This is a genomic window from Salinibacterium sp. ZJ450 (assembly GCF_011751885.2).
In the GTDB taxonomy this organism is placed as follows: Bacteria; Actinomycetota; Actinomycetes; order Actinomycetales; family Microbacteriaceae; genus Ruicaihuangia.
Genome location: NZ_CP061771.1, coordinates 2,393,056 through 2,419,136 on the forward strand (window position 1 = coordinate 2,393,056; position 26,081 = coordinate 2,419,136).

Annotated in this window: 26 protein-coding genes and 2 riboswitches; of the genes, 6 read left to right on the forward strand and 20 right to left on the reverse strand. The window is 68.5% G+C overall.

Annotated elements, in window-relative coordinates:
• Positions 1-4 precede the first annotated feature (4 nt).
• The 4 genes from HCT51_RS11495 to HCT51_RS11510 form a co-directional block, all read right to left on the reverse strand.
• Positions 5-1,756, reverse strand: coding sequence for a dipeptide ABC transporter ATP-binding protein (locus tag HCT51_RS11495; protein ID WP_166874271.1), 1,752 nt, complete (start codon positions 1,754-1,756; stop codon positions 5-7).
• Positions 1,753-2,715 carry an ABC transporter permease gene (locus HCT51_RS11500; protein ID WP_166874274.1) on the reverse strand — a complete coding sequence of 321 codons (963 nt, stop codon included), beginning with the start codon at positions 2,713-2,715 and terminating at the stop codon, positions 1,753-1,755. Before HCT51_RS11500 ends, HCT51_RS11495 begins: the two co-directional genes overlap by 4 nt.
• Entirely contained in the window at positions 2,705-3,634 is a 930-nt protein-coding gene (locus HCT51_RS11505; protein WP_166874277.1) for an ABC transporter permease, read from the reverse strand. The genes HCT51_RS11500 and HCT51_RS11505 overlap by 11 nt, the downstream gene beginning before the upstream one ends.
• A gap of 130 nt (positions 3,635-3,764) precedes the next feature.
• Positions 3,765-5,381, reverse strand: coding sequence for a peptide ABC transporter substrate-binding protein (locus tag HCT51_RS11510; RefSeq protein ID WP_166874280.1), 1,617 nt, complete (start codon positions 5,379-5,381; stop codon positions 3,765-3,767).
• A 340-nt stretch (positions 5,382-5,721) separates the two neighbouring features.
• Between HCT51_RS11510 and HCT51_RS11515 the strand changes: the two genes are divergently transcribed.
• Both HCT51_RS11515 and HCT51_RS11520 read left to right on the forward strand, forming a co-directional pair.
• Positions 5,722-6,042, forward strand: a complete 321-nt coding sequence (locus tag HCT51_RS11515) for a thiol-disulfide oxidoreductase DCC family protein (protein ID WP_243844248.1) — start codon at positions 5,722-5,724, stop codon at positions 6,040-6,042.
• A gap of 10 nt (positions 6,043-6,052) precedes the next feature.
• Positions 6,053-6,865, forward strand: a complete 813-nt coding sequence (locus HCT51_RS11520; protein ID WP_166874286.1) for a CPBP family intramembrane glutamic endopeptidase — start codon at positions 6,053-6,055, stop codon at positions 6,863-6,865.
• Positions 6,866-7,095: 230 nt separating this feature from the next.
• Here the strand turns inward: HCT51_RS11520 and gcvP are convergent, their stop codons facing one another.
• From gcvP to gcvT, 3 genes are read right to left on the reverse strand one after another with little or no spacing between them, the layout of a single operon-like run.
• Positions 7,096-10,032 carry an aminomethyl-transferring glycine dehydrogenase gene (gcvP, locus tag HCT51_RS11525; protein WP_166874289.1) on the reverse strand — a complete coding sequence of 979 codons (2,937 nt, stop codon included), beginning with the start codon at positions 10,030-10,032 and terminating at the stop codon, positions 7,096-7,098.
• 3 nt (positions 10,033-10,035) lie between these two features.
• Complete coding sequence (gene gcvH / locus HCT51_RS11530) at positions 10,036-10,416, reverse strand: glycine cleavage system protein GcvH (RefSeq protein WP_166874293.1); 381 nt, start codon at positions 10,414-10,416, stop codon at positions 10,036-10,038.
• Positions 10,416-11,534: a glycine cleavage system aminomethyltransferase GcvT gene (gene gcvT, locus HCT51_RS11535; RefSeq protein ID WP_224760463.1), complete on the reverse strand. Its 1,119-nt coding sequence runs from the start codon at positions 11,532-11,534 to the stop codon at positions 10,416-10,418. Before gcvT ends, gcvH begins: the two co-directional genes overlap by 1 nt.
• Before the next feature lie 35 nt (positions 11,535-11,569).
• Positions 11,570-11,659, reverse strand: a riboswitch (glycine riboswitch).
• Positions 11,660-11,753: riboswitch (glycine riboswitch) on the reverse strand.
• Positions 11,754-11,882: 129 nt separating this feature from the next.
• Between gcvT and HCT51_RS11540 the strand changes: the two genes are divergently transcribed.
• Positions 11,883-12,647: a DUF1294 domain-containing protein gene (locus tag HCT51_RS11540; RefSeq protein ID WP_224760464.1), complete on the forward strand. Its 765-nt coding sequence runs from the start codon at positions 11,883-11,885 to the stop codon at positions 12,645-12,647.
• Between the two features lie 6 nt (positions 12,648-12,653).
• On the opposite strand, the gene HCT51_RS11545 is transcribed toward HCT51_RS11540, so the two are convergent.
• Positions 12,654-12,800 (reverse strand): hypothetical protein, encoded by a 147-nt coding sequence (locus tag HCT51_RS11545; RefSeq protein ID WP_166874298.1) that lies wholly within the window; start codon positions 12,798-12,800, stop codon positions 12,654-12,656.
• Positions 12,801-12,849: 49 nt separating this feature from the next.
• Between HCT51_RS11545 and HCT51_RS11550 the strand changes: the two genes are divergently transcribed.
• Both HCT51_RS11550 and HCT51_RS11555 read left to right on the forward strand, forming a co-directional pair.
• Positions 12,850-13,287: an Lrp/AsnC family transcriptional regulator gene (locus tag HCT51_RS11550; RefSeq protein ID WP_166874300.1), complete on the forward strand. Its 438-nt coding sequence runs from the start codon at positions 12,850-12,852 to the stop codon at positions 13,285-13,287.
• A 66-nt stretch (positions 13,288-13,353) separates the two neighbouring features.
• Positions 13,354-13,701: a LysR family transcriptional regulator gene (locus HCT51_RS11555; RefSeq protein WP_166874303.1), complete on the forward strand. Its 348-nt coding sequence runs from the start codon at positions 13,354-13,356 to the stop codon at positions 13,699-13,701.
• A 17-nt stretch (positions 13,702-13,718) separates the two neighbouring features.
• On the opposite strand, the gene abc-f is transcribed toward HCT51_RS11555, so the two are convergent.
• The 8 genes from abc-f to HCT51_RS11595 all read right to left on the reverse strand — a co-directional run bounded on the left by abc-f (position 13,719) and on the right by HCT51_RS11595 (position 23,407).
• A complete protein-coding gene (gene abc-f, locus HCT51_RS11560; RefSeq protein WP_166874306.1) occupies positions 13,719-15,374 on the reverse strand; it encodes a ribosomal protection-like ABC-F family protein in 1,656 nt (551 codons plus the stop codon).
• Between the two features lie 28 nt (positions 15,375-15,402).
• On the reverse strand, positions 15,403-15,933 hold the full coding sequence (locus HCT51_RS11565) for a hypothetical protein (protein ID WP_166874310.1): 531 nt from the start codon (positions 15,931-15,933) through the stop codon (positions 15,403-15,405).
• A 245-nt stretch (positions 15,934-16,178) separates the two neighbouring features.
• Complete coding sequence (locus HCT51_RS11570; protein WP_166874312.1) at positions 16,179-16,604, reverse strand: ribosomal maturation YjgA family protein; 426 nt, start codon at positions 16,602-16,604, stop codon at positions 16,179-16,181.
• A gap of 23 nt (positions 16,605-16,627) precedes the next feature.
• Positions 16,628-17,647: a PHP domain-containing protein gene (locus tag HCT51_RS11575; RefSeq protein ID WP_166874315.1), complete on the reverse strand. Its 1,020-nt coding sequence runs from the start codon at positions 17,645-17,647 to the stop codon at positions 16,628-16,630.
• A gap of 81 nt (positions 17,648-17,728) precedes the next feature.
• The gene (locus HCT51_RS11580; RefSeq protein ID WP_166874319.1) at positions 17,729-18,571 is read right to left on the reverse strand and encodes a CAP domain-containing protein; all 843 of its coding nucleotides are present in this window, start codon (positions 18,569-18,571) and stop codon (positions 17,729-17,731) included.
• Between the two features lie 231 nt (positions 18,572-18,802).
• Positions 18,803-21,532, reverse strand: a complete 2,730-nt coding sequence (locus HCT51_RS11585) for a PEP/pyruvate-binding domain-containing protein (RefSeq protein WP_166874323.1) — start codon at positions 21,530-21,532, stop codon at positions 18,803-18,805.
• 47 nt (positions 21,533-21,579) lie between these two features.
• The gene (locus tag HCT51_RS11590) at positions 21,580-22,041 is read right to left on the reverse strand and encodes a DoxX family protein (RefSeq protein ID WP_166874326.1); all 462 of its coding nucleotides are present in this window, start codon (positions 22,039-22,041) and stop codon (positions 21,580-21,582) included.
• 43 nt (positions 22,042-22,084) lie between these two features.
• Positions 22,085-23,407, reverse strand: coding sequence for an MFS transporter (locus HCT51_RS11595; RefSeq protein WP_224760465.1), 1,323 nt, complete (start codon positions 23,405-23,407; stop codon positions 22,085-22,087).
• Positions 23,408-23,502: 95 nt separating this feature from the next.
• Here HCT51_RS11595 and HCT51_RS11600 point away from each other — a divergent pair, with 95 nt between their 5' ends.
• Positions 23,503-23,964 (forward strand): SRPBCC family protein, encoded by a 462-nt coding sequence (locus HCT51_RS11600; RefSeq protein WP_166874329.1) that lies wholly within the window; start codon positions 23,503-23,505, stop codon positions 23,962-23,964.
• 10 nt (positions 23,965-23,974) lie between these two features.
• Here HCT51_RS11600 and HCT51_RS11605 read toward each other — a convergent pair whose 3' ends face one another.
• The 4 genes from HCT51_RS11605 to HCT51_RS11620 all read right to left on the reverse strand — a co-directional run bounded on the left by HCT51_RS11605 (position 23,975) and on the right by HCT51_RS11620 (position 26,042).
• Complete coding sequence (locus HCT51_RS11605; protein WP_166874332.1) at positions 23,975-24,307, reverse strand: hypothetical protein; 333 nt, start codon at positions 24,305-24,307, stop codon at positions 23,975-23,977.
• Positions 24,304-25,152 carry a hypothetical protein gene (locus tag HCT51_RS11610; RefSeq protein WP_166874336.1) on the reverse strand — a complete coding sequence of 283 codons (849 nt, stop codon included), beginning with the start codon at positions 25,150-25,152 and terminating at the stop codon, positions 24,304-24,306. The genes HCT51_RS11605 and HCT51_RS11610 overlap by 4 nt, the downstream gene beginning before the upstream one ends.
• 73 nt (positions 25,153-25,225) lie before the next feature.
• Positions 25,226-25,708, reverse strand: a complete 483-nt coding sequence (locus HCT51_RS11615) for a DUF5655 domain-containing protein (protein WP_191413579.1) — start codon at positions 25,706-25,708, stop codon at positions 25,226-25,228.
• Entirely contained in the window at positions 25,683-26,042 is a 360-nt protein-coding gene (locus tag HCT51_RS11620; RefSeq protein WP_166874342.1) for an antibiotic biosynthesis monooxygenase family protein, read from the reverse strand. The genes HCT51_RS11615 and HCT51_RS11620 overlap by 26 nt, the downstream gene beginning before the upstream one ends.
• Positions 26,043-26,081 lie beyond the last annotated feature (39 nt).

Here is a 26,081-nt window from a genome sequence, read left to right on the forward strand (position 1 = left end):
ACGGTCAGCGGCCGAACGTGAAGTTCGCGCCGGGGATGGCCTCGAGCAGGCGCTGCGTGTACTCCTGCTGCGGATTGCTGAACACCTCGTCGGTGGTCGCGGCCTCGACGACCTGACCCTTCTGCATGACGCAGACCTCGTCGGCGATCAGCCGCACGACGGCGAGGTCGTGGGTGATGAACAGGTAGGTGAGGTCGAGTTCGGCCTGCAGGTCGGCGAGCAGCTCGAGGATCTGCCCCTGAACCAGAACGTCCAGCGCCGACACCGCCTCGTCGAGCACGATCACCTCGGGCTTCAGTGCGAGCGCCCTGGCGATCGCGATGCGCTGACGCTGGCCACCGGACAGCTCGTTCGGGTAGCGGTCCATCATGGATGCCGGCAACGACACCTGATCGAGCAGCTCCCGCACGCGGGCCAGCCGGCTCTTGCCGTCGCCGATCTTGTGCACCTTGAGCGGTTCGGCAATGGTGTGAGCCACGCTGTAGACCGGGTCGAGCGAACCGTACGGGTCCTGGAACACCGGCTGCACCCGGCGGCGGAACGTGAACAGCTCCTTGCCGGTGAGGTTGCCGACCTCACGCCCGTCGAACGTGATGTTCCCGGAGGTGATCGACTCCAGCTGCAGCACGAGCTTGGCCACGGTCGATTTGCCCGAGCCGGACTCCCCCACGAGGGCCGTGGTGGTGCCCTTCTTGATGCCGAACGACACATCGTTCACGGCGAGCAGGTCGCTGGTCTTGAACCCGCCCTGGCGGATCTTGTAGAGCTTCGAGAGGTTCTTCACCTGGATCAGGTCGGCGCCGGGAGCGGCGCTCTCGCGCTCCTCGGCACGGGCGAGCAGGCGGTCCTCGGCGGCCCCCTCAGCGGAGATGGTGATCTCATCACGCGTCGCCGTCTTCACCGACTGGATACGGCGCGACGCGAGGCTCGGTGCCGCGGCGACCAGACGCTTGGTGTACGGATGCAGCGGATTGGCGAGGATCTCGGCGGACGGACCCGCCTCGACGATCTTGCCCTGGTACATCACCACCACCTGCTGCGCCCGCTCGACGGCGAGACCGAGGTCGTGGGTGATGAACAGCACGGAGGTTCCGAAGTCGCGAGTGAGCGTCTCCAGGTGGTCGAGGATGACGCGCTGCACCGTGACATCCAGGGCGGATGTCGGCTCGTCGGCGATGAGCAGCTTCGGCCGAGCGGACAGCCCGATCCCGATCAGCACACGCTGTCGCATGCCGCCGGAGAACTGGTGCGGGAACTGCTTGAGCCGCTGGTCGGCGTCGGAGAGGCCCGCCTCTTTCAGCACCTCGATGGCGCGGGCGCGGATTGCCTTGCGGCCTTGTGCGCCGCCGTTCGCGCGGATCGCCTCCTCGACCTGGAATCCGATGCTCCACACCGGATTCAGGTTCGACATCGGGTCCTGCGGCACGTAGCCGATCTGGCTACCGCGCACGTCTTCCATCTGCTTGGCCGAGAAACCGGTCAGGTCCTGTCCCTCGAACAGGATCTGACCGCCGGTCACCTGGCCGGCGCCGGGCAACAAGTCGATGATGGCCTGCGCGGTGGTCGACTTGCCGGATCCCGATTCGCCGACGATCGCGAGCGACTCTCCGGCGTTCAGGGTGAGGTCGACGCCGCGGACGGCCTTGACGAATCCGCTCTGGGTTTTGAAGCCGACTTCGAGGTTGCGGATCTGCAGCAGCGGCGTGCCGGGGGCTGCCCGGTCTACCGGCTCGAGGAGTGTCTCGTTGAGGGTCATCGGCGGGCCCGCGCTTTCGGGTCGAGGGCGTCGCTCACGACGTCGCCCAGCATGAGGAAGGACAGCACGGTGATGGACAGTGCCGCGGCGGGCCAGAACAGCGTCATCGGGCTGGTGCGGATGGTGGTGCGCGCCTGGCCGATGTCGTTGCCCCAGGACATCACGTCCGGCGGCAGTCCGATTCCGAGGAAGGACAGGGTGGCCTCGGCGACGATGAACGTACCGAGCATGATGGTCGCGACGACGATCACCGGAGCGATCGCGTTCGGCATGACGTGCCGCAGCAGCACCCGGAACTTCGAGACGCCCAGCGCGCGCGACGCCATTACGTAGTCAGACTGCTTCGCCGTGAGCACCGCGCCACGCATGATGCGGGCGATCTGCGGCCAGGCGAACACGGCCAGGACGAACGCCACCAGCAGCGGCGTGCGGTACTCGGAGAACACCGACATGACGACGATGCCGCCGAGCACGGTCGGGATGGCGAAGAAGATGTCGGCGACGCGGGACAGCGCCGAATCGAAGAGTCCGCCGTAGTAGCCGGCGACCGCGCCGAAGACGATGCCGAGCAGCGCGGCGAGCACGGTGGCGAGCACGCCGACGAGCAGGGACGCCTGGGTGCCGTGGATCACGCGGGAGAAGGTGTCACAGCCCTGACGGGTGTACCCGAACGGGTGCCCGGCCGACGGGCCCTGGTTGCTGAATGCGAGGTCGCAGGCAATCGGCGACACCTGGGTGAACAGGTTCGGCGCGAGCGCGACGACCACGATGAGCGCGATCAGTGCGGACGAGATCCAGAACAGCGGCCGATGGCGCATCGAGTCCCACGCGTCCGACCAGGTGCTGCGCGGCTTCTGCGCCTCGTTGATGGCGCTGTCGATCGGCGCGATCGGGGTGTCTTCGAGCTCGGCGACGAAGTGACCGGGCTCGCCTGAGTTGCGGGTGATGTTACTTGGCATAGCGAATCCTCGGGTCGAGCACGGCGTACAGAAGGTCCACGAGCAGGTTGGCCAGCATGATGATGATCACCATGACTGCCACGAACGAGACGACCGTGGGTCCCTCGCCGAGCGTGATCGCGTTGTAGATGGTTCCACCCACGCCGGGGATGTTGAAGATGCCCTCGGTGACGATGGCGCCGACCAGCAGTGCGCCGACGTCCACGCCGAGGTAGGTGACGACCGGCACCAGGGAGTTGCGCAGTACGTGCACGCCGATGACGCGCTGCCGTGACAAGCCCTTGGCCGTGGCGGTGCGCACGAAGTCTGCGCCCTTGTTCTCGGACACGCTCGACCGGGTGAGCCGCACGATGTACGCGAACGACACCGAGGCGAGCACGATTGCCGGGAGGATGAGGTCCTCCAACGGGGCACCGGGGCCAACCGTGGGTGAGAACCAGCCCAGTTCAACGCCAAAGATGAACTGCAGCAGGAAGCCCATCACGAAGGTGGGCACGGAGATGAGCAGCAGGCTCAGAACCAGCGCGCTGGTGTCGAACAACTTGCCCTTGCGGAGACCAGAGATCAAGCCGACCGTCACGCCGATCACTGCCTCGAACAGCAGCGCGAGCATCGCCAGGCGGAACGTGATCGGGAACGCCCGAGCCAGTTCATCGGCCACGGGCTGGCCGGAGAAGGTGGTTCCGAAGTCACCGGTGAGCAGGCCGCCCACCCAGAGGAAGTACTGCACGAGGAAGGGTTCGTCGAGGTTGTACTCTGCGCGGATCTGCTCGATGACTCCCGGGGCCGGAGGGCGGTCGCCGAACAGTGCGGCGATGGGGTCTCCGGGCAGCGCAAACACCATCGCATAGATCAGGAAGGTGGCGCCGAAGAAGACCGGAATCATCTGAAGGATGCGGCGGCCTGTGTACCAGAGCATCAGGCGGCCTCGTAGGTCTGTTGTGACATGGCGGGTCTCAATCGTGGTTTGGGTGTAAATCAGCAAAGTGTCCGGGGCGGAAGCCCGCCCCGGACACTTCGTCAGATGTGCTGGTACAGGTTACGCCTGTCTAGCCCTTGGTGATCTGGTGGTAAAGCGGAACCGAGTTCCACCCGAACACCACGTTGTCCACGGTCTCGGCGGAGCCGCCGGTCACGTTGGAGTACCACAGCGGGATCGCCGGCAGGTCCTTGAGCAGGACTTCCTGAGCATCCTGGTAGAGGCTCGTGGCGGTCTCGACGTCGGGCGCCAGGGTGCCCTCCTTGATCAGTCCGTCGAACTCTTCGCTGGCGTAGTCCTCGTAGTTGGAGCCTGCACCGGCGAGGTACAGCGGGGCGAGGAAGTTGTACAGCGACGGGTAGTCCGCCTGCCATCCGGCGCGGGTTCCACCGGTGAGCGCGTCGTTCTTACGGTCGTCAAGCGCCGCGGCGAACGTCGGGTACGGCTTGCCGATCGCCTTGATGCCGAGCGTGTTGCCGATGCTGTTCACCACAGCGTCGACCCAGGCCTGGTGGCCACCGTCGGAGTTGTAGGCGATGTTGAACTCGGTGTCACCGTACGGGGCGATGGCGTCAGCCTCGGCCCACAGCTTCTTGGCCTCTTCGGGGTTGAAGTCGAGGACCTCGGCCCCTTCGAGCTCGTTGGTCCAGCCGTCGACCACCGGGGAGGTGAAGTCGGTGGCGGGGGTGCGGGTGCCCTGGAAGATCACGTCGGTGATCTGCGCACGGTCGATGGCCATCGAGATGGCGGCACGACGCAGTTCGCCTTCCTCGCCGCTCCAGTGCTCGAGGTAGTACGGCATGTTGAAGCCCTGGAAGATGGCGGCGGGCTGGTTCACAGCACGGTCGCCGAGGTCTTCTTCGTAGCTCTCGTATGCGCTGTCCGGAATGGCGTCAAGCACGTCGAGGTTGCCCGCGAGCAGGTCGGCGTACGCGGCATCCTGCGTCGCGTAGAAGATGATCGACAGACCGTCGTTGGCAGGCTTGCGCACGCCGTCGTAGTCCGGGTTCGTCACCAGGTCGATGCGCTCTTCGTGCACCCACGCTTCCTCGTCGGCCAGCATGTACGGGCCGTTTCCGACCGGGTTCTCGCCGAAGGCTTCCATGTCTTCGAACGCGACCTCGGGCAGCGGCATGTATGCCGTGTAGCCGAGACGCAGCGGGAAGTCAGCCTCAGGGGTGGCAAGCGTGACGGTGAACTCGGTGTCGCTGACGACCTCGAGGCCGGTGAGCTCGGTGTCCTCGTCGTAGCTGAAGCCCTCGATCATGTCGAAGAAGTACGAGGCGCTCTGCGCGTTGCTGAACTTCGCACCGAACTTCCATGCCTCGACGAAGGAGTCAGCAGTCACGGGCTCACCGTTGGTGAACTCCCAGCCGTCTTCGAGGGTGATGGTCCAGACGTCGCTGGTTTCGTTCGGCTCGATCGACTTGGCAACTTCGAGCTCGTATGCGCCTTCAGCGTCGTAGCTGACCAGGCCGGCGAAGATGGAGTCGGTGATCTTGCCGCCACCGGTCTCGGTGGTGTTGGTGGGGATCAGCGGGTTCTGCGGTTCGGAACCGTTCGTGGTGACGATTGCTGTGCCGGCTGAGTCGCCGGTGTCGCCGCCGCCGGATGCGCAGCCAGTCAGAACCAGCGCGCTGGCTCCAACCACCGCTGCGACCCGCAGGCCCAAGCGTGATGCTCTCAATTTTCCTCCTGTGCAAGGTGTGAATGTGGTTCCGCTGAATTCAGCGTGAACAAACCACACTAGATGGACCGATTTAAGCACCCAGTGGTACGGTCACCAAATCAGTTGAGGGAGATGTTACCCATTAGAAACGCAATCGCGAGAAAATTGCGTCTTTTAGAGTTTTACGCGCGGTAACCGCTTTCGGTGCACAGTCGTTGCAGCTGCTCCCTCAAAACGCGCAGTTGGCATCGCCAACGGGGTAATGTTCGCAATGAGCAGCACGGGAGCACAATTGTCGATAACCACCAAAGAAACTCGGCTGGTCTTCGATGGCGATTGTGCCTTCTGCACTCTTTGGGTGAATCGGCTTCAGGAAATTCTGCCTATTTTTCCGGATGCAGTGCCCTGGCAGTGGACGGATCTCGAGGCTCTGGCCCTCACTGCCGACGACGTGGAACGCTTTGCCTGGGTGGTGACACCCGCACACCAGTACGCGGGGCATCTTGCGTTCTCTGCCCTGCTTCGGATGCAGCCGCGGTGGTGGCTGCGACTGTTGGGCTGGCTGATCGCCACTCCCCCGTACTCCTGGGTCGCGGCATCCGGATACGCATTCATCGCGAAGAACCGGCACAGACTTCCGGGCGGTACGCCGGCCTGTCAAATGCCGGTCGCGCGTTAAGTTAGTGGGCATGACACGGCGCACACGCACGGCTGACGGCTTTCCCGATCGGGCGGGCTTCGGCGGATCCCGTCGCCGGCTCGGCGTCGAGATCGCCATCGTGCTGCTGCTGTCGATCGGGGCATCCGCCGTCTACTCGGTCGTGTCGATCGCGTACCGGCTGACCCGCACCGAGCCGCTCTCGGAGCAGACGGCCACCATCAACCGTCCGCTGAGCGACCTTGAGGTGTTCGACTTCATCTACCAGGTGCTCGGCGTGTTCTTCGACCTGGTTCCGGTGGCCCTCGTGGTGTTCCTGCTCTGGCAGCCGAGCCGGCCGCGGCTGGGCCGGTTGGGGATCGATCTCACCCGCCCGGGACGGGACGCGCTCGGTGGGGTCGGGCTGGCGCTGATCATCGGGATTCCCGGGCTCGGCGTGTATCTCGGCGGGAAGGCGCTCGGCTGGACGACGACGGTGATTCCCACCGCGCTCGACACCTACTGGTGGACGGTGCCGGTGCTGTTCCTCGCGGCGCTGCGGGCCGGCATCACCGAAGAGGTGATCGCGGTCGGCTACCTGTTCGCGCGGTTGCGTGACCTCGGCTGGGGCACATGGCAGATCATCCTGGCGAGCGCGGCCCTGCGCGGCACCTACCACCTGTATCAGGGCTTCGGCCCGTTCATCGGCAACTTCGCGATGGGTCTGCTGTTCGGCTGGCTCTACCACCGCACGGGGCGGCTGCTTCCGCTGGTGATCGCGCACGTGCTGCTGGATGCCGCGATCTTCATCGGCTACCCGTGGGCGGCGGCCACCTTCCCCGACCTGTTCGGCCTGCCGGGCTGATCCGCTGGGCGCGCCACTCCGCTGGTTGAGGCGCGGCGCGAGCGTGCGAGCCCCGCGGGCTATTAGGTGGTTTCTGCTCGGACGGAGATCGGCCGCTCGGGAGGACGTTTTCTGGCGAAATCATCCTCCCGAGCTCGCTCTTGCCGCCCGAGCGTTCACGGACCACTGATTCTGCGGCACGGCCATGGGCGGCCTCCTCAACCAACGGGGAGGCCGCCACGCGGGGCGGCTTAGGCGAAGGCCTCGATCGGCGGGCAGGCGCAAACCAGGTTGCGGTCACCGAACGCCTGATCGATGCGGCGCACCGGCGGCCAGTATTTGCCCGATACAGCGCGCATCCGCTCCGCTCCGGTGTGTGACGCCGCCGCCGGGTAGACGGCTTCCTCGCGGGAGTACGGGTGCTCCCACTCCCCTTCGATGACGGACAGCGCGGTGTGCGGTGCGTTCACCAGCGGGTTATCGGCGGCGGGCCAACGCCCGGCTGCCACGGCATCCGCTTCGGCCTTGATCGCGATCATGGCGTCGATGAACCGGTCGATCTCGGCCAGGTCTTCGCTCTCGGTGGGCTCGACCATCAGGGTGCCGGCCACCGGGAACGACATCGTCGGGGCGTGGAATCCGTAGTCGACCAGCCGCTTGGCGACGTCGTCGTTGGAGATTCCGGTGGCTTCCTTCAGCGGACGCAGGTCGAGGATGCACTCGTGCGCCACCAGCCCGTTGTCGCCGGAGTAGAGCACCGGGAAGTGCTCGCCGAGCCGCGCGGCCACGTAGTTGGCCGACAGCACGGCGGCGCCGGTGGCGCGCTTCAGCCCCTCCGAGCCCATCATCCGCACGTAGGCCCAGGTGATCGGCAGGATCGACGGGCTGCCGTACGGGGCAGCGGACACCGGTCCACCGCCGTGCACCAGGGTGCCGGCGCGTCCGGTGCGCAGGTCGAATGCCGGATGCTGCGTGCTCTGCGCCATCGGATGGCCGGGCAGGTACGGGGCCAGGTGCCGCTTGGCCGCCACCGGTCCGACACCGGGGCCGCCGCCGCCGTGCGGGATACAGAAGGTCTTGTGCAGGTTCAGGTGCGAGACATCCCCGCCGAAGTCGCCGAACCGGGCGTAGCCGAGCAGCGCGTTCAGGTTCGCGCCGTCAACGTAGACCTGACCGCCGGCCTCGTGCACGGCATCCGTGATCGCCCGGATCTCGTGCTCGTACACGCCATGCGTGGACGGGTAGGTGATCATCAGCGCGGCAAGCGTGTCGCGGTGCGTGTCGATCTTGGCGTGTAGGTCGGCGAGGTCGACGTTGCCGAGCTCGTCGGTGGCGACCGGCACCACCCGCATGCCGGCCAGCACCGCGCTGGCGGCGTTGGTGCCGTGCGCGCTGGTCGGGATCAGGCAGGCGGTGCGGTCGAGGTCGCCGTTGGCGCGGTGGTAGCCGCGGATGGCGAGCAGACCCGCGAGTTCGCCCTGGCTGCCGGCGTTCGGCTGCAGCGACACCGTGTCGTAGCCGGTGACCTCGGCGAGCCAGGTCTCGAGGTGGCTGATCATCACGAGGTAACCCTCAACGTCAGCCGCGGGCGCGAACGGGTGAATGCTGGCGAACTCTGGCCAGGTGATCGCTTCCATCTCGCTGGCCGCGTTCAACTTCATGGTGCACGAGCCGAGCGGGATCATGCCGCGATCCAGCGCGTAATCCTTGTCGGCGAGGTACTTGAGGTAGCGCATCATGCTCGTCTCCGAGCGGTGCGTGTTGAACACCGGATGCGTCAGGTACTCGGTGTCGCGCAACAACTCGGCGGAGAACGCCCGCTCCGGTGCGTAGGAGAACCCGGCGTCCAGCCCGAACACCAGCGCCAGGTCGCCGTCGAGGCTGACGCCCGGCATGGTGTCGAGGCTCGCCTCGTCGAAGCTGATCCCCACCGTGTCGGCGTCCACGCGGTGCAGCGTGATGTCCTTCTCGAGCGCAGCGTCGATGATCTCGCTTGCCCGGCCGGGTACCCGCACGCGCAGGGTGTCGAAGAAGCTGTCGCTCTCGAGTTCGAACCCTGCGGCGGTGAGCCGCTGCGCGAATGCCTGCGCCTTGCTGTGCACGCGCTCGGCGATCCGCTTCAACCCGTCGGGCCCGTGGTAGACGGCGTACATCGACGCCATCACGGCGAGCAGCACCTGGGCGGTGCAGATGTTCGACGTTGCCTTCTCGCGGCGGATGTGCTGCTCGCGCGCCTGCAGGCTGAGCCGGTACGCCGAGTGGCCGTCGGCGTCCTTGCTGACGCCGACGAGTCGGCCGGGCAGCTGCCGTTCGAGGCCGGAGCGCACGGCCATGTAGCCGGCGTGCGGGCCGCCGAAGCCCATCGGCACGCCGAAGCGCTGGCTGGTGCCGACGGCGACGTCTGCGCCGAGGTCACCTGGCGCCTTGAGCAGGGTGAGGGCGAGCAGGTCGGCGGCGACGACAGCGAGGCCGCCCTGCTGCTGCATTTCTTCAATGACGGATGCCGGATTCCAGGCGTTGCCCGAGGCTCCGGGGTACTGGATGAAGATGCCGAAGGCGTCGGGGAGGTTCAACGAAGAGGAGGAGGCGGCGGCAAGCTGCGCGAGCGGCAGCTCGACCAGTTCGATGCCCACCGCGGCGGCGCGGCTGTGCAGCAGCGCCTTGGTCTGCGGCAGCGCGTCCTCGTCGACCACAAACACGTGCGACGTGGACTTCGAGGCGCGGCGGGCCAGCAGCATCCCCTCGACCACGGCGGTTCCCTCATCGAGCATGGACGCGTTCGCGGTCGCCATCCCGGTGAGGTCGCTCACCATCGTCTGGAAGTTGATCAGCGCTTCCAGGCGACCCTGCGAGATCTCCGGCTGGTATGGCGTGTACGCGGTGTACCAGCTGGGGTTCTCCAGCACATTGCGCTTGATCACGGCCGGCGTGATGGTGTCGTAGTAGCCGAGCCCGATCATCGAACGGCGCACCTTGTTGAAGCCCGCGATGGTGCGGAGCTCGGCGAGGGCCTCCCTCTCGGTGGCGGGCGCCGGGATGCTGGAGCTGTCGATCGGAGCCACGTGAATCGACGGCGGTACCGCAGCTTCGACCAGGGCTTCGACGCTCTTGTAACCCAGTGTGGCGAGCATGTGCTGCTCGGCGTCACCGTCGATTCCGACGTGACGGTCAGCGAAACCGGAGTGCATCGATTACGCCTCCAGCGCGGTGTACTGGTCGCGGGTGAGGAACCCGCCGTTCTCGAACACGCTGGGGTCGTCGACGCGCAGCTTGAACAGCCAGGCGCTGAACGCATCGCCGTTGAGCAGCTCGGGGGTGTCGATGACGGCGTCGTTGCGCTCCACGACCTCGCCGTTGGCGGGCGCGTACACCTCGCCGACCGACTTCGTCGACTCGACTTCACAGACCACGGTGCCGGCCTGCACTGTGGCGCCCACCTCTGGCAGTTCGACGAACACGACGTCGCCGAGCTGACCGGCGGCGTAATCAGTGATGCCGACGGTGACGACATCTCCCTCGACGAGCAACCACTCGTGCTGATCGGTGTATTTGAGGGCGGTGAGGTCGGTCATCAGGAGGCCTTTCGGTTGTAAAACGGCAGAGGGGTGACGGTGGCGGGGATGCGGCTGCCGCGCACGTCAATGAACAGTTCGGTTCCGGGGGCGGCCACCACCGGGTCGACATAGGCCAACGCGATCGGATGTCCCAGCGTCGGGGAGAGAGCGCCGGAGGTGATGCGACCCACGGGCTCCTCGTCGGTGCCGTAGAGCGCGTAGCCCTCGCGGCCGGCCCGGCGGCCCTCGGCGGTGAGGCCGACGAGCACCCGGGCGCCGTCCGGCGCTCCCGCTGCGATGGCGTCCTGGCCGACGAATCCGCCGGGCTTGTTCTGGTGCACGACACGGCCGAGGCCGGCCTGCACCGGCAGGATGTCGCGGCCGAGCTCGTGCCCGTACAGTGGCATGCCCGCCTCGAGCCGCAGCGTGTCGCGGGCCGCGAGGCCGGCGGGAACGAGACCCGATCCGGCGCCGACTTCGGCGATCGCGGTCCATAGGGCGGGAGCCGCCTCGGGCGACACATACAGTTCGAAGCCGTCTTCGCCGGTGTATCCGGTGCGGGCGATGAGCAGCTCGTGGTCGGCCCAGCGGGCGGGGGTGCTCCAGTAGTACTTGAGGTCGGCGAGCGGGGTGGTGAGGCCGTCGAGCTGCGGGGTGAGCTGCTCCAGGATCTCCTGCGCCTTCGGACCCTGCACCGCGATCAGAGCGACGTCGTCGCTCTCGTCGTACACCTCGCAGTCGAATTCGGCGGCGCGCTGGACGAGTTCGGCCGCGACATCCGCTCGATTTCCGGCGTTCGCGACCACCAGGAATCGGTCGTAGCCGGTGCGGTAGACGATGAGGTCGTCGATGATGCCGCCCTCGGGGGCGAGCAGCAGGCTGTACTTGGCCTGGTTCATGGCGATAGTCGACAGTCGCCCGGCGAGGGCGTAGTCCAGCGCGGCGCCGGCCTCGGGGCCGAGCACGACGATTTCGCCCATGTGCGAGATGTCGAACAGTCCGGCGGCGTCACGCACAGCGTGGTGCTCGGTGAGGTCGGAACTGTAGCGGACCGGCATCTGCCAGCCGCCGAAGTCGGTGAAAGTTGCGCCAGCCGCGACATGGATGTCGTGGAGCGGGGAATTTCGAATCGTCACGGAGTTCTCCAATGGTCGCTGAAAAGCGCGGGAACTCCCCCTCTGTCATTGGCCTGAGAGTTTCATCGCGCGTGGCGACTTTCACCGTGGGCGCAAATTGCGTCGCAATTCGCTTTTCAGAGTGGCCAGTCGATGCGGTACAACTACCTGAGAGATTGGCGGGGAGGCTTGCTCCTTCGGTGCTCTCCTGTGATCGGAGAGCTCTCCCGCATCGCGTTGCGGCCCAGTATGTGATTGTGCCCCCAGCATAGCAACCGGCACGGTCGCTCGCGGCCGGTTCACGGTCGCTCGCGGCGCGGTTCGCGGTGTCCTCGCCGCGCACTCGGGGTGCGGCACTAACATCACCTCATGGCATCCGGCACCACGCAGACCCGAGGCACCCTCGCCTCCTGGAACGACGAGCGTGGGTTCGGTTTCATCACGCCGGAGGACGGAAGCGCCGCGATCTTCGTGCACGCCACCGCGTTCGCGTCTCGTGCGGAGCGACCCCGCACCGGTGAATCGCTGCGCTTCGTGGTGGAGTCCGGCGCCGATGGCAAGCGGCGCGCGTCGCGGGTGGTGCGCGCCGGCGGGGCCGGCAGTGGGGCTGGCAGTGGGGCTGGCCACACAGCATCGGCGCCCGCGGCAGCCGGTCCGCGTGCGGCAACCGGCAGGGCACACTCCACCTCCGGCCGGCCGAGCCGGCCCGGCCATCCCAGCGCCTCGACTCCGGCCGGGCGTCGCGGCCGCGGTCCGGTGAATGTCATCGCGCTGTCGGCGATCGCGGCGTTCGCGGTGCTGTACTTCGTGACCGATGTGCTCTGGTCGGTGCCGTGGTGGTTCGCGGCGGTCTATCTGATCGCGAGTGTGCTCAGCGTCGTCGTCTATGCGGCGGACAAGTCGGCGGCGACCGCCGGCAACTGGCGGATCTCCGAGAGCACCCTGCTCTCGATCGGCCTGCTCGGCGGCTGGCCCGGTGCGATCATCGCCCAGCAGTTGCTGCGCCACAAGACCAAGAAGGCCTCGTTCCGGTTGGCGTTCTGGGGGACGGTGATGCTGAACGTGGTGGCGTTCGTGTTGCTGGCGTCGCCGCTGACGCCGCCGCTCTCGGCGGTGCCCGCCTTGTTCGGGTAGGTGGCGCTACTGGTCGTCGTCGCGGTGATTGCGGAAGTAGCGCACCGCCTGCCAGATCAGGACGACGAAGCCAGTGATGGCCGCCAGGCCGAACAGGATGTTGATCCAGGGCGGCGTACCGGGGGGTACGGGAATCGGGTACAGGGGCAACATGGTTCCACCCTGCCATCCGCGGGCGCATACTCGGCCGTAAACTCCCCGCATGGACAACCTTGATCACCGGATCATCGACCACCTCCGCCGAAACGCGCGGGCCAATTACGGCGACATCGGTGATGACATCGGGCTGTCGGCATCCGCGGTGAAACGGCGCGTTGACCGGCTCGTCGCCGACCGGGTGATCCGCGGGTTCACGGTGCAGGTCGACCCCGAGGTGGACGGGCTCGGCACCGAGGCGTACGTCGAGGTGTTCTGCCGTGGCACGGTGGCGCCCGGCGAGCTCAAGCGCATCCTGTTGAACGTGCCGGAGGTAGTGGAGGCCAGCACCGTGAGCGGCAGCGCGGATGCGATGATGCGGCTGCGCAGCCGTGACATCGCCGGGCTGGAGACGGCCCTGGAACGGGTGCGCGACCTGCCGCACGTCGACCACACCCGGAGTTCGATCGTGCTGTCGAAGCTGATCGAGCGCAACCGGGACTGACCGGTACAGTCTGGCGGCTACCCTGAGAACTCGACCGCGAGGGACGCGGTTGCAGAAAGGCTGACTGTGGAACTCACCGACCTGCGGCGTTTCACGGTGGTCGCCGAGCAGTCCAGCTTCGCCCAAGCGGCGCAGGCGCTGCAGCTGCCACCCTCGACGCTCGGCGCATCCATCGCGAAGCTGGAGCGCGAAGTCGGCGCGCCGCTGTTCGACCGCGAGGGCGGAACACTGCGACTGACGGATGACGGGACCGCGCTGCTCGCGACGGCGAAACGCCGTCTGGCTGCGGCGTCGGGGCGCGGCAAGGCCGACCCGGTGAACACCGGCGGCAAGGCGAAGGCGTCCAAGGGCAAGGGGCGTGCGCCCGAGGTCAAGGGACAACCCAAACCGGGCAAGCGCCGCCAGTCACGGTAGGGCTGCAGCCGCTAGCGCTACAGCTCGGTGACCTGGCCGGCGTCCACGCGCCAGTGCCGGTCGACGTGCACGTTGGCGAGCATCCGGCGATCGTGGGTCACCAACAGCAGCGCACCCTCGTATGACTCGAGCGCCTGCTCGAGCTGTTCGATCGCGGCGAGGTCGAGGTGGTTGGTGGGTTCGTCGAGCACCAGCACGTTGACGCCGCGCGCCTGCAGCAGGGCGAGTCCGGCGCGGGTGCGTTCACCCGGCGAGAGCGCGTCGACGGCGCGGGTGACGTGGTCGGCCTTCAGCCCGAACTTGGCGAGCAGCGTGCGCACCTCGCCAGCGGACAGCTCGGGCAGCTGCTCCTCGACCGAGTCGGCGAGCGGACGAGCGCCAGCCAGTTGCGCCCGCGCCTGATCGATCTCGCCGATCTGCACGCTCGCGCCGAGGCTCGCAGCACCGGCATCCGGTGTCTGGCGGCCAAGCAGTGCCCGCAGCAGCGTGGACTTGCCGGCGCCGTTTGGGCCGGTGATGCCGATGCGCTCGCCCGCGTTCACCTGCAGCGAGACGGGTCCGAGGGTGAAGTCGCCCTGCCGGAACACGGCCTCACTGAGCGTGGACACCACGGAACTGGAGCGCGGGGCCGAGCCGATGGTGAACTCCAGCTGCCACTCCTTGCGCGGCTCGTCCACCTCATCCAGGCGGGCGATCCGGCTTTCCATCTGCCGCACCTTCTGCGCCTGCTTCTCGCTCGACTCCGCGGATGCCTTGCGGCGGATCTTGTCGTTGTCCGGGGCCTTCTTCATCGCGTTGCGCACGCCCTGGCTCGACCACTCGCGCTGCGTTCTGGCCCGGCCCACCAGGTCGGCCTTCTTCTCGGCGAATGCGTCGTACGCGTCCCGCTTGTGCCTGCGCTCGGTCTCGCGCTCTTCCAGGTAGGAGTCGTACCCGCCACCGAACACGCGGTTGGCGTTCTGGGCGAGGTCGAGTTCCAGCACGCGGGTGACGCTGCGCGCCAGGAACTCGCGGTCGTGGCTGACGAGCACCGCTCCCCCGCGGAGTCCGGTGACGAACGACTCGAGCCGGTCCAGCCCGTCGAGGTCGAGGTCGTTGGTGGGCTCGTCGAGCAGCACGATGTCGAAGCGGGAGAGCAGGAGCGCGGCGAGCCCCACTCTGGCGGCCTGCCCGCCCGACAGTGATGTCATCAGCGTGCTGTTCGGCAGCCCGTCGAGGCCCAGGTCGGCGAGCACCACCGGGATGCGTTCGTCGAGGTCGGCGGCACCGCTCGCGAGCCACCGCTCGAGCGCGGCCGAGTACACGTCGGCCGGGTCGGCGCCGGTCGTGCCGTCATACGCTTCACCGAGCGCCGAGGCCGCGGCATCCATCTCCCTGGTCGCCTGAGCGCAACCGGTTCGCCGCGCAATGTATTCGGCGATGCTTTCCCCCGCGATGCGTTCGTGTTCCTGGGGCAGCCAGCCGACGAACGCGTCGCGCGGCGCCAGACTGACGGTTCCCGCCTGCGGTTCGAGGATGCCGGCGAGGATCCGCAGCAGGGTGGACTTGCCCGCACCGTTCACGCCGACGACACCGACGACGTCGCCGGGCGCGACGGTCAGATCCAGCGAATCGAACAGTGTGCGGTGGTCGTAGCCGCCGGCGAGCCCCTGGGCCACGAGTGTTGCAGTCATCCCACAACTTTAGGCAGTTCGCGTGGGGTCAGGTGCCCGCCGGCGGGTTCAGCAGCAGCTCGATCCGCTCGTCGAGGTAGCCGGCGAGGGGCACCGCCGCGTCGGCGGTGGTGGGGTTCCAGCGCACCACCGGCGTGTCTCCGCGGAGGAACAGCGGGCCGTCCGAGGCGCGCAGGATCGCGGCATCCAGCTCGATGGGTTCCGCATCGAAGTTCACCGTCTCGCCGCGAGCGAATTTGCCCTTGTACGCGGCGGCGCGGTAGCTGCGCCGGTTCTCGGCCGACACGGACTGGTACCCGGGATGCCCCGGCGCAACCGCGCGAGTGGTCGAGCCGACCCGGTAGAGCGTTCCGTCGTGGCCGAGCAGGAACACGCCGAGCCGCCAGACCCGTCCGAGCGGCTTCATGACGGCGTCTTTGGTGAACAGCAACACCCGCTTCGGCGGCACAAACTCGGCGAGCGCCTCGTCGTGCGCGTTGGCCGCGGCGAGCCGGTCGACGGCGCCGGCGATCAGGGCACGGATGTCGCGGACGATCCGGTCGTCAGGTACGTCAGCCACATCCGGAAGTCTAGGGCGGGCGCGTGTCGGGCCGTCGCGGCCGCAGCTGCCTTCTCGTGAGGTCTGGCAATTGGTGGCTCATTCGAATCGGGAAGAACCGAATGCCAGACCTCACGCGGAAGGGCGTGTCCGCTCGGCAACTACCTTTTCGTGAGGTCTGGCAATTGGTGGCTCATTCGAGTCGGGAAGAACCGAATGCCAGACCTCACGCGCGGGGTGGGCCACAGCGCCGCGCAGGCCGGTGGTTAGCTCTGGTGGGTGACCGCCTCGCGGTCGGCCCGGCGCGCCAGCAGCCGCTCGGCAAGCAGCGCCCCGGCGACGCCCACGGCATACGCCAACAGGTCCAGCGGCGCGAACGTGGTTCCGAGTAGCAGCCGGGCCGGAGGGAACAGCACGGCCAGCGCGGCGGGCAGCCCGGTCAGCTGGCCCAGCTCGATCAGCGCACACAGTCCGTATGCGATGCCGGCCAGGGCGGCCGGCGGCATCCGCGGGGCCAGCAGCGCGACCACGAGATAGGCCAGCACGGCGTAGAGCGCGTCGGCGGTGAAGTCCGCGGCGGCCCCGGCCAGGGTGAAGTGCACGAGCAACCCGGCCGCGGTCACGAGCACCCCGGCGAGCAGCGTACGCGGCCGCGAGCGCAGGACCGCGACATCCGGAGCACTGGTGTTCATCGTTTGAGGATAGCCAGCAGTGGTCAGCGGCCGGAGCGCGACCATTCGAGCAGCCGTTCCAGCGGCCAGGTGGTGATGATGCGCTCGGGTGGAACCTGGTTGCGGGCGGCGCGCTCGGCGCCGTAGGCGAGGAAGTCGAGTTGGCCCGGCGCGTGCGCGTCGGTGTCGATGCTGAACAGGCAGCCGGCGTCGAGCGCTTCCCGGATCAGTTCGTCTGGCGGATCCTGCCGCTCCGGCCGGGAGTTGATCTCGACCGCGACCTGGTGCTCGGCGCAGGCGGCGAACACCGCCGCCGAGTCGAACTCCGAGGGCGGGCGGGTGCCGCGTGACCCGGTGACCAGCCGCCCGGTGCAGTGGCCGAGCACGGTGGTGTGCGGATTACGGATGCCCCGCAGCATCCGCTCGGTCATGGTGGCGCGGTCGGACCGCAGCTTCGAGTGCACGCTGGCCACCACGATGTCGAGGCGGCCGAGCATCTCGGGCGTCTGGTCGAGCTCGCCGGTCTCAAGGATGTCGACCTCGATGCCTCGCAACAGGGTGAAGTCGTCGTGCTGGGCGTTGATCTCGGCGACGACCTCGAGTTGCTCGGTGAGCCGCTCGACGCTGAGCCCGTTGGCGATGGTGAGGTTCGGCGAGTGGTCGGTGAGGGCGAGGTACTCGCGCCCGAGGTTGCGCGCGGCGGCGACCATCAGCGGGATGGGTGAGCCGCCGTCTGACCACTCGCTGTGGCTGTGCAGGTCGCCGCGGAGGGCCGCCCGCAGCTCGGCCCCGCCCGCGGCCAGTGGCGCGGCGCCGCGTTCGCGCAGGTTCTCGAGGTAGTCGGGCACCTGACCGTCGACGGCCTGGCTGATCACCTCGAAGGTGCGCGCGCCGATCCCCTTCATCCGCTTCAGCCGGCCGTCGCGGGCCCGCGCGGCGAGGTCGTCCGCGTCGAGCGAGCCGATCGCGTCGGCGGCCTTGCGGAAGGCCTGCACTTTGAAGGTGGGCGCGAGTTCGCGTTCCAGCCAGAAGGCGATCTCGTTGAGCGCGTCGACGGGGTCCATGCACCCATCCTGCAGGGGCCGGGCGGCTGCGTCACGCGTCCGGGCTCGCGCGTTCGGCGATCCGGGTGGAACTGACGCGACCTAGTCGGTCAACGGCTTACGGCGGCGCCAGATGGTGAAGGCTGCTGCGGCGGCGAGCAGCAGAACGCCGGCCGCTGAGGCAATCACCGGTGTGGCGGATGTCGCGGACGCGGCATCCGCCTCGGTGACGGAGGCCACGCGCTTCGAGTCGAGCCGTGGGGCATCCGTTCCGAGCGTCGGCGCGGCGGTGGCCGCCGGGTCCTTGGGCTGCTCGATGACCGGGGCTTCGTCCACTGGCATCTCGGTGGGAGCAGGCGCCGGGGCCCGATCCGCGACCGGCACCGGGACCGGCGCCGGAGCCGGAGCTTCGGCTGCCGGGGCCTCGGGCACCGGAGCAGGGGCGGGCGCGGGAGCCGGCGCCTTGGGCGCTGGCGCGGGGGCCGGGGCGGGCGACGACCCGTACTTGCCGAACACCTGAACGCCCCAGGTGGTGCCGCCGGCCGAGACGAAGGCCACACCGATGTCGGTGAAGTCCCCGAGGATGTTAGCCCGGTGCCCAGACGAGTTCATCCACGCGTCGTGCATGGCCGCACCACTGGGCTGTCCCTGGGCCACGTTCTCGGCGGCCCTGGTCCAGCCGCCGGGGATCTGCCCGGAATAGTTCGGGTTGTGGCTCATCGACCCCGACGCGGCCATCTGGTTCGCCCAGGACAGTGCCACCTGGTCCATCGCCGAGTTGCGGTTCACCGCTCCGAGACCCGCCGAGGCTCTGGCCTGGTTGACCAGGCTGTGGACGGTGCCGTCCTCCGCCGCGTGCGCCGGGCGCGGGGCGACGAAGAATGCCCCGGCGACGACGGCCAGGGCGAGGACTGCGGTCAGTGTTCGGCGCGCAATAAGTCTCATTTGATGAACGAGAGTAGTCGGGCCGGCCTGTGCCCGCACTCAGTGTCGTCGCAGCTTCGTGGGCCTGGGCGGCTGATGCAGCGCGATGCTGCGGCGAGCGCCGTGCAAACGCACGAACGCCGCGGTTTCGGCGGCGGCGTTCGCACGAAACTGCGGCGCTCGGCCAGGGTCAGGGTGACCGTGCTGGCGGCGGGTGGTCAGGCCGGGGTGACCCGCGCCGGCCACCGGTGGTCAGGCGGGGGTGACCGTGCCGGCGGACCCGTCCACCGTGATGCTCTGCCCAGTGGACAGTCGGGTCGTGGCATCCGGAACCCCGACGACCGCAGGAATGCCGTACTCGCGCGCCACCACCGCGCCGTGGGAGTTGGCGCCGCCCATCTCCATCACCAGTCCCCCGGCGGTGAGGAACAGCGGGGTCCAGCCCGGGTCGGTGGACGGGGCCACGAGGATGTCACCCGGCTCCAGGTGTGCGCCGACCGGGTCGAGGATGACGCGGGCCGGTCCGGTGACCGATCCCGCCGAGGCCGGACTTCCGGTCAGCGCGCCTTCGGCGGCGGGGGCGGATGTCGCGGCCTCTGGTTCCGTGCCGTCCGAGAGCAGCACGCGCGGAATGTGCCGTCGGCGCAGCTCCTGCTCGTAGGCCAGCCGCCGCTCGGCGACCCGGTCGCGCAGGGCCGCACCGTGCACATCGGAACCGTGCAGCCCTTGTTCTGCCTCGGTGAGGTCGAGGAAGAACACGTCGTCGGGCTGGTCGATGCGGCCGGCGGCGGCGAGTTCGGTGCCCACGGTCAGCAACTCACTCCGCACCGTGCTGAGCGCGGTCACCAGCAAGTGTTTTGGCAGCTCCCGTAGCCCGGCGAACGCCCGGGTGCGGCGCAGGGCGGCGCTCACCACCACGCCACGCAGCCGACTGCGCCGTCGCGCCGCGCGCACGAGGGTCGCGGTGGCCCGCCGCGCCTCACGCTGCGCAGCGGCGAACTGCCGGTCGGGTGCCGCGTCGGACTCGGTCAGGCGCAGGTAATTGGCGAGCACGCCGACGATGTGCGTCGGGTCTTCCGACCAGCGCGGGATGCCCACGTCGATCTCCGCCACCGTGCGGATGCCGTGCCGCGCCAAGAACCCGGCGAGCCCGGTTTGCAGCGCCGCGGGCAGCGATCCGGCCCGGTACCGCTCGACCAGGCCGGCGGCGCTGGCTCCCGTGAACGCGGCGACGGATGCGGCATCCGCCCTGATCCGGGTGGCGAGCGCCCACAGGTCGAGGTCCATCTCGGTGGTCACGTTGTTCGGCAGCCCGCGCAGCACCGACTGCCAGGCCGCCTGCTGGGGCGACGCTTGCTGGCCCGGCGCCTCATCGACGGCTGCCAGCTTGTGGGCCAGCGCGAGCAGCGCGAAGCCGATGAGCGGCAGCGGAATGATGCTCGGCACAATCGGGAACAGCTCCCGGCCGAGGATGCGCTTGACCTCCTCGAGCCGCTGCAGCGCGGTGGCGTCATCCGGTATCGCGACAATGCGGCGCACGCTCGCGGTCGCGCGTCCCGCCCCGCGCAACGCGGCGGCCGGGGCGATCAGCGCCCGCAGCGCCACGAGCGGCGCGCCGACGGGGATCGCCACCCGGGCGACGTGCTCGATCAGCTTGCGCTTGCGCCGCTCGACGACGGAGAACCGGGGGTCGTCGAACAGTCCGCGCAGCACGGTCGCCGACCGCGCCTCCATCACGTCGAACACACGAGGCAGGATGCCGCGGCCCACCGCACTGCGCACGGCAGGGGTGACATCGACGAAGAACCGCTGGCCCGCCTCGGCATAGGGCGGCGGGCCGTTCAGCGGGTTGGCGACCGGGAATCCAGCAGCCGCCGCCACGGATGCGCCGATCAGCCGGAACGCCGCCAACCCCATCGGGGTGATCGGCCGGGTGAGGCCCTGCGCGAGAGTGAAGCAGAGGAAGATGCGGGCGCCGGGCGCCGGCTCACTGCGTCGCGGCACCGGGTAGAGGGTGGTGATCGGCCGGGCCTGGGTGAGCCAGAGCGTGCCGTCGGCGTCGATCGCCCACTCGGTGTCTTGCGGAGCGCCGTAGTGGCGCTCCACCCGCCGGCCGAGGGCGGCCAGGGCGCGCACCTGGTCGTCATCGAGGCTCGCCTCGGTCGCCTGTTGCTCATCCACGCGCTGCGTGCCGCCGCCCGGAGTGGAGCGGATGCTGACCCGCTTGTCGCCGATCCGGCGTTCCCTGATTCGGCCGGTGCCCGCCACCACGAAGTGATCGGGGTTGGCGGCTCCGGATACCACCGCCTCGCCGAGGCCCGGGCTGGCATCGATCATCGCCTCGTCGCGGGTGCCGGTGAGCGGATTCGCGGTGAACATCACGCCCGCGACATCCGGCTCCACCATCCGCTGCACCACAACGGCGATCGCGACAGCAGCATGGTCGATGCCGTTGGCCTGCCGGTATGAGACCGCCCGGTCGGTCCACAGCGACGCCCAGCAGCGCCGGATCGCCTGCTCGACCTCGCCCGGGCCGACCACGTTGAGGAAGGTGTCCTGCTGGCCGGCGAAGCTGGCAAACGGCAGGTCTTCTGCGGTGGCGGACGAGCGCACGGCGACGGGGATGTCGGATCCGAGCCGGGTGTATGCGGCGCGGATGCCCGCCGTGACCTCGGGCGGCACCGGGGCTGCGGCGACCAGCTGCCGTGCCCGGGCGGCGAGGTCGGGCAGGTCGGCGGGCGTTGCCGTCGTGAGCGCGGTGACGATCTCATCGAGGCCGAGCTCGGCCACCGCCCGACGGTATGCCGAGGTGGTCAGGCAGAAGCCGCCGGGCACCGGGAAGCCGGCGCGGGTGAGCACCCCGAGGTTGGCCGCCTTGCCGCCGACGAGGGGCAGCAGGTCGGCGTCGATCTGGTCGAGGTCGAGGATGAGATCCGGCTCGGTCGGTGTCGCGGCCTGCGGGTCGGTGAGCGGTTCCGTCATGAGGACGCCTCCTGGCGCTCAGAATATGCCTCGCTCGAGGGCTTCGCCTAGCGTCGGGTGGAGTGGCGGAGCGCGGCCCAGGCACCGGTCGACCACAGCGCCCAGAGCACGAGAACCGGCTGGAAGAACAGCCGGATGAACCGGGCGCGGTCGGAATTCAGTCGGAACGCGTCGGTGTGTGTCAGGTATTGCGAGATGTTCCCGGGGAAGATCGCGACAAAGAACGCAGCGGTGGCCAGCCCGGCGGGCACGCGGCGCTTCGGCAGTGCGACCAGCGCGCCGCCGAGCGCGATCTCGGCCACTCCGGATCCGAGCACCACCAGGTCGTCATCGAGCGGCACCCAGTCGGGAACCTGCGCCCTGAACTCGCGGCGGGCGACCGTCAGGTGCGTGGTGCCGGCGAACACCAGCGCGGCACCCAGCGCGATGCGTCCGATCAGACGCGGCACCGAGGTCTTAGGGGCGGGCAGCGTGAGGGCATCGAGCAGGGGGCGACGGGTGCGAGACATGGGCGAAAGCTAGCACGGCCGACCGACACGCTACCGGGCGGCATTACTGCGTCGGCGCGGGCACCCGGGGGCGCATCCGCAACAGGGCGAAACTCGCCGCAGCCGCGAGGAAACACAGCGCCCCGGCGACGATCCAGGCGATCAGGTAGCTGCCCGTCGTGTCGCGGCCGAGCCCGGCGACAAACGCGCCGATGCCGGCACCGACCATATGCGAGGCGAACACCCAGCCGAACACCACGGTGGAGCGCTCCACGCCGAAGAACTCGCGACACAGGGCGACGGTCGGCGGTACGGTCGCCACCCAGTCCAGCCCGTAGAAGACGATGAAGATCCACAGCCCGCCTTCGACTGTGGGCCCGAGGAGTGAGTGCACCGCCATGAGCGATACGCCACGTCCGGCGTAGTAGATGCCGAGCAGGATGGCCGGGCGCACCTTGTCGGTCAGCCAGCCGGAGGCGATCGTGCCGAGCACGTCGAAGATTCCGATGAGGGCGAGCATGCCGGACGCGGTCGTCGCCGGCATGCCGTGGTCGTGCGCGGCGGGGATGAAGTGGGTCTGCACCAGCCCGTTGGTGGTCCAGCCGCAGACCCAGAAGGTGAAGATCAGGATCCAGAACGGGCCGGTCTTCGACGCGTCGCGCAGGATGCCGAGGCTCGTGGCGAAGATGTTGCGGGTGGGGGCGGCCTGCAAGGCCGCGGCATCCGGAACAGTGTCGTCCGCGACAGGAGCTCCATACGGACGGAGCCCGACCTGCTCTGGCCGGTCGGCGAACGGCCAGAACAGGAACGGCACGATCAAGAGCGCGAGTCCGGCGACGAGCAGGGCCGCGAATCGCCAGCCGGGATGCTCCGCCAACTGCACGACCACCGGCAGGAACAGCAGTTGCCCGCAGGCGTTGCCGGCGGAGAAGATCCCCATCACCAGGCCGCGGTGCTTGTGGAACCAGCGGTTGGCGACGGCGGCGCCGAAGACGAGCGCCATGGCGCCGGTGCCGACGCCGACGAATCCGCCCCACAGCACCCAGAGCTGCCAGGCCTCGGTCATCAGCACGGTGAGTCCGCTGCCGGCGGCGACCAGCACCAGTGAGGCGGCGACCATCCTGCGCACCGACAGCCGCTCCATGAGTACGGCGGCGAACGGGGCGACCAGCCCGTAGATGATCAGGTTGGCGGTGACGGCTCCGGATGTCTCGGCCCGCGTCCAGCCGAACTCCCGCTCGATCGGCTCGAACAGGGCGCCGGTGGTGGAGCGGAACGCGGCGGCGGCGATGAGCGCGGCCATGGTGACGGCGGCGACCAGCCAGGCCCGGTGGAGGCGCTTTCTCGGCGCGGACACGACGCGGGGAAGCTGCTTTTCGGTGGTCACGCGGTGACCTGCTGGCGAGCCGAGAGCGGCAGAGGTGAGGTTCCCATGACAGAGAGAGATTATCGGGTTCTTGCAGCGCTGCCAGACTGTGACACATGACCGTGCAGTTCGAGTTGCGCACCGAACTGTCGCTGCCGCGCCACGAGGCGTTCGACCTTTCCCGCAGCATCGACGCTCATGTCGGGTCGATGGCGCGGTCCCGGGAACGGGCGATCGCCGGGGTCACCAGCGGCCTGATCGGGCACGGGCAGCCGGTCACCTGGCGGGCGGCACACTTCGGCATTCCGTTCCGGTTGACGACCATGATCACGTCCCTGGATGCCCCGAACTCGTTCGTTGATGAGCAGGTGCGCGGGCCGTTCCGCCGGTTCCGGCACGAGCACCGGTTTACCGAGAGCGGCGACGGCGAGCGCACAACGATGGTCGACCTGGTCACCTTCGACGCACCCTTCGGCCCACTCGGCCGACTTGTCGAGAAAGTGGTGCTCGGCCGCTACCTGCGCCGGCTGATCGAACGCCGCAACACTTATCTGGCCGGCATCCGCTTCTCTGACTAGTCCGGTCGTTCTAATCCTGCTCGGCGGTCTCGGCGAGCTCACGCCACTCGTCGAGGGTGCCGGCATCGATGGCGCGCTGCGCCTCGTCTACCTCCCCGGGTGTGACCAGTCCTTCGGCGACGGCCGCCTCGATGTCAGCGGTGGAGAGCAGCACGGCCGCCAGCAGCACTCCTTCGGCAGTCACTGAGTCGCTGACTGCGTCGGTTACCGACTCGGTCACTGCTGCCGTGTCTTCCGCGGCGGCGTTGGACTCCGTCGTTGCGGTCTGGGCGCACCCGGTGAGCGTGAGCGTCGCCAGTACTGCTGCAGCAAGCAATGCAGCCGGATGCCGCGGGCGCATCATCGGTCGGACTTGCCGTTTCCGTTGCCGTTGTTTCCCTTGCCTGCGCCCTTGTCCTTGCCATTGCCATTGCCGGCGTGAGCGGGCTTCTTGCCCTTGTTTCCGTTGTCACTCTGGCCGGTGACCGGGGCTGCGTCGTCGGCAACGGAACCGTCCTCGACCGGCGGAGCTGGCTCAACCGCTGCTTCGTCGTCGGCCGGCGCTTCGGTCTCGACCGGCACGCCGGTCTTCTTCTCCAGCTGAACCCTGGCACGCTCGAGTCGGTCTTCCGCGAGCTGACTCTTGCGATCGAGCTTGGCGAGCGCAGCGGCCTGTTCCTCGGCGGTCAGGGCGGAGATGTCCTCGACCTTGGCCTCGTGCCTCGCCAGCCAGGCGGTGACGTGATTCACCTGCATGTCGTAGCGGAACCGGTGCGCGCACAGATCCGCGCCGCCCTCGGCCGCCTCACGGCAGTCGGCGAAGTCCGCCTTGATCAGATTGAACACGGCGTGCCACTCGGCGGACACATCACTCCACGCGGCATCCTGCTCCTCGAGCTCGTCGTCGAGGGCATCGTCGACCTCGTCCTCGCTCACCAGCTCGGCGTCGTCGATCGCGTCTTCGGCGATCTCTTGCACGGGCAGCGCAATGAGGCCGGCGGCGAGAGCGTCAGCGATGGCGGCTTCGAGGGACGCGGCGAGCGCGGCATCCTGCACCGTCACCTCGAGCCTGTCCAGCGCGGCTTCGGTGATCCACGTGGCCACCTCGTGCTCGGTTGCGGCGTTCGCCGGCGCAGCGCCGACCGACACCGCAGCGATGACCATGGCCAGTCCGATGCCTGCGGATCGCAGGATTCCCCCAGTATTCACGCTTCCCCCAACATGACGATGACGCACAATGTAGCAGCGACGGATGTCTCGCAGCTAGAGTCATGCCGGCCTTCTAAGGCGCTCGCCCCAGATGATGCTGTTGCCCCACCTCGTACGCCTCGTGAAGCAGCGCGATGAACGCGTCGTCGATCTGCTCGGGGCTGCTGATGCGGAACTCGTGCAGCACGTTGCGTTGCGAAAACGTCTGAATACGACGGAACAACGGATGCCGCGCCTCACGTGCGAGCACCAGATGGCCGTCGAGCCAGTGCTTTCTGGGCATGAACGCCGCGAAACTCATCCGCACGTGCAGGGCGATACGCGACTTCTCGGCCAGCACATCGACCGGCCCGAGCTCGGCGAGGATGCGGTCGAATGTCGCGCGCACCGCGGGGTCGGCCCCGGCGAAGTGTGAGTCCAGGTCGCCGAGCGCGGCGCAGGTGTGGCTCTGGTTGCGGTTCGCGAAGGTGCGGCCGCAGCGAGGGCAGGTCCACAGATCGGCCGCGGGTGTGGCTGGCCCGCCAGACCGGTCACCCAACCCAGCCGTGGCCCTCACCGCGCGACGACGCCAAGCTGTACTCACGGTCAACGGTCGCGATCCGCACTCGGTAATCCGAGTACCACTGGTCGCGCCCCCGGCGCTGCGCCACGAGGTGCGCGGCAACATGTTTCCACGCCGTGGCGCTGGCCCGGTCGGCCCAATAGGACACCGTGATGCCGACATCCTCCCGCGCGGACTCGACGCCCAGATAGCCGGGCTGCTGTCGCGCGAGCGCATCCATCGCGTCGGCCATCGCGGCGTATCCGTTGTCTCCCGGTGTGCGCGTGGAGGTGAAGATCACCGCCACATACGGGGGCTCTGGCGTGTGCGCAATCAGGTCTGCGGGCATGCCTCGATATTAGGAGTACCGGAACCGAACAGCCCGGCC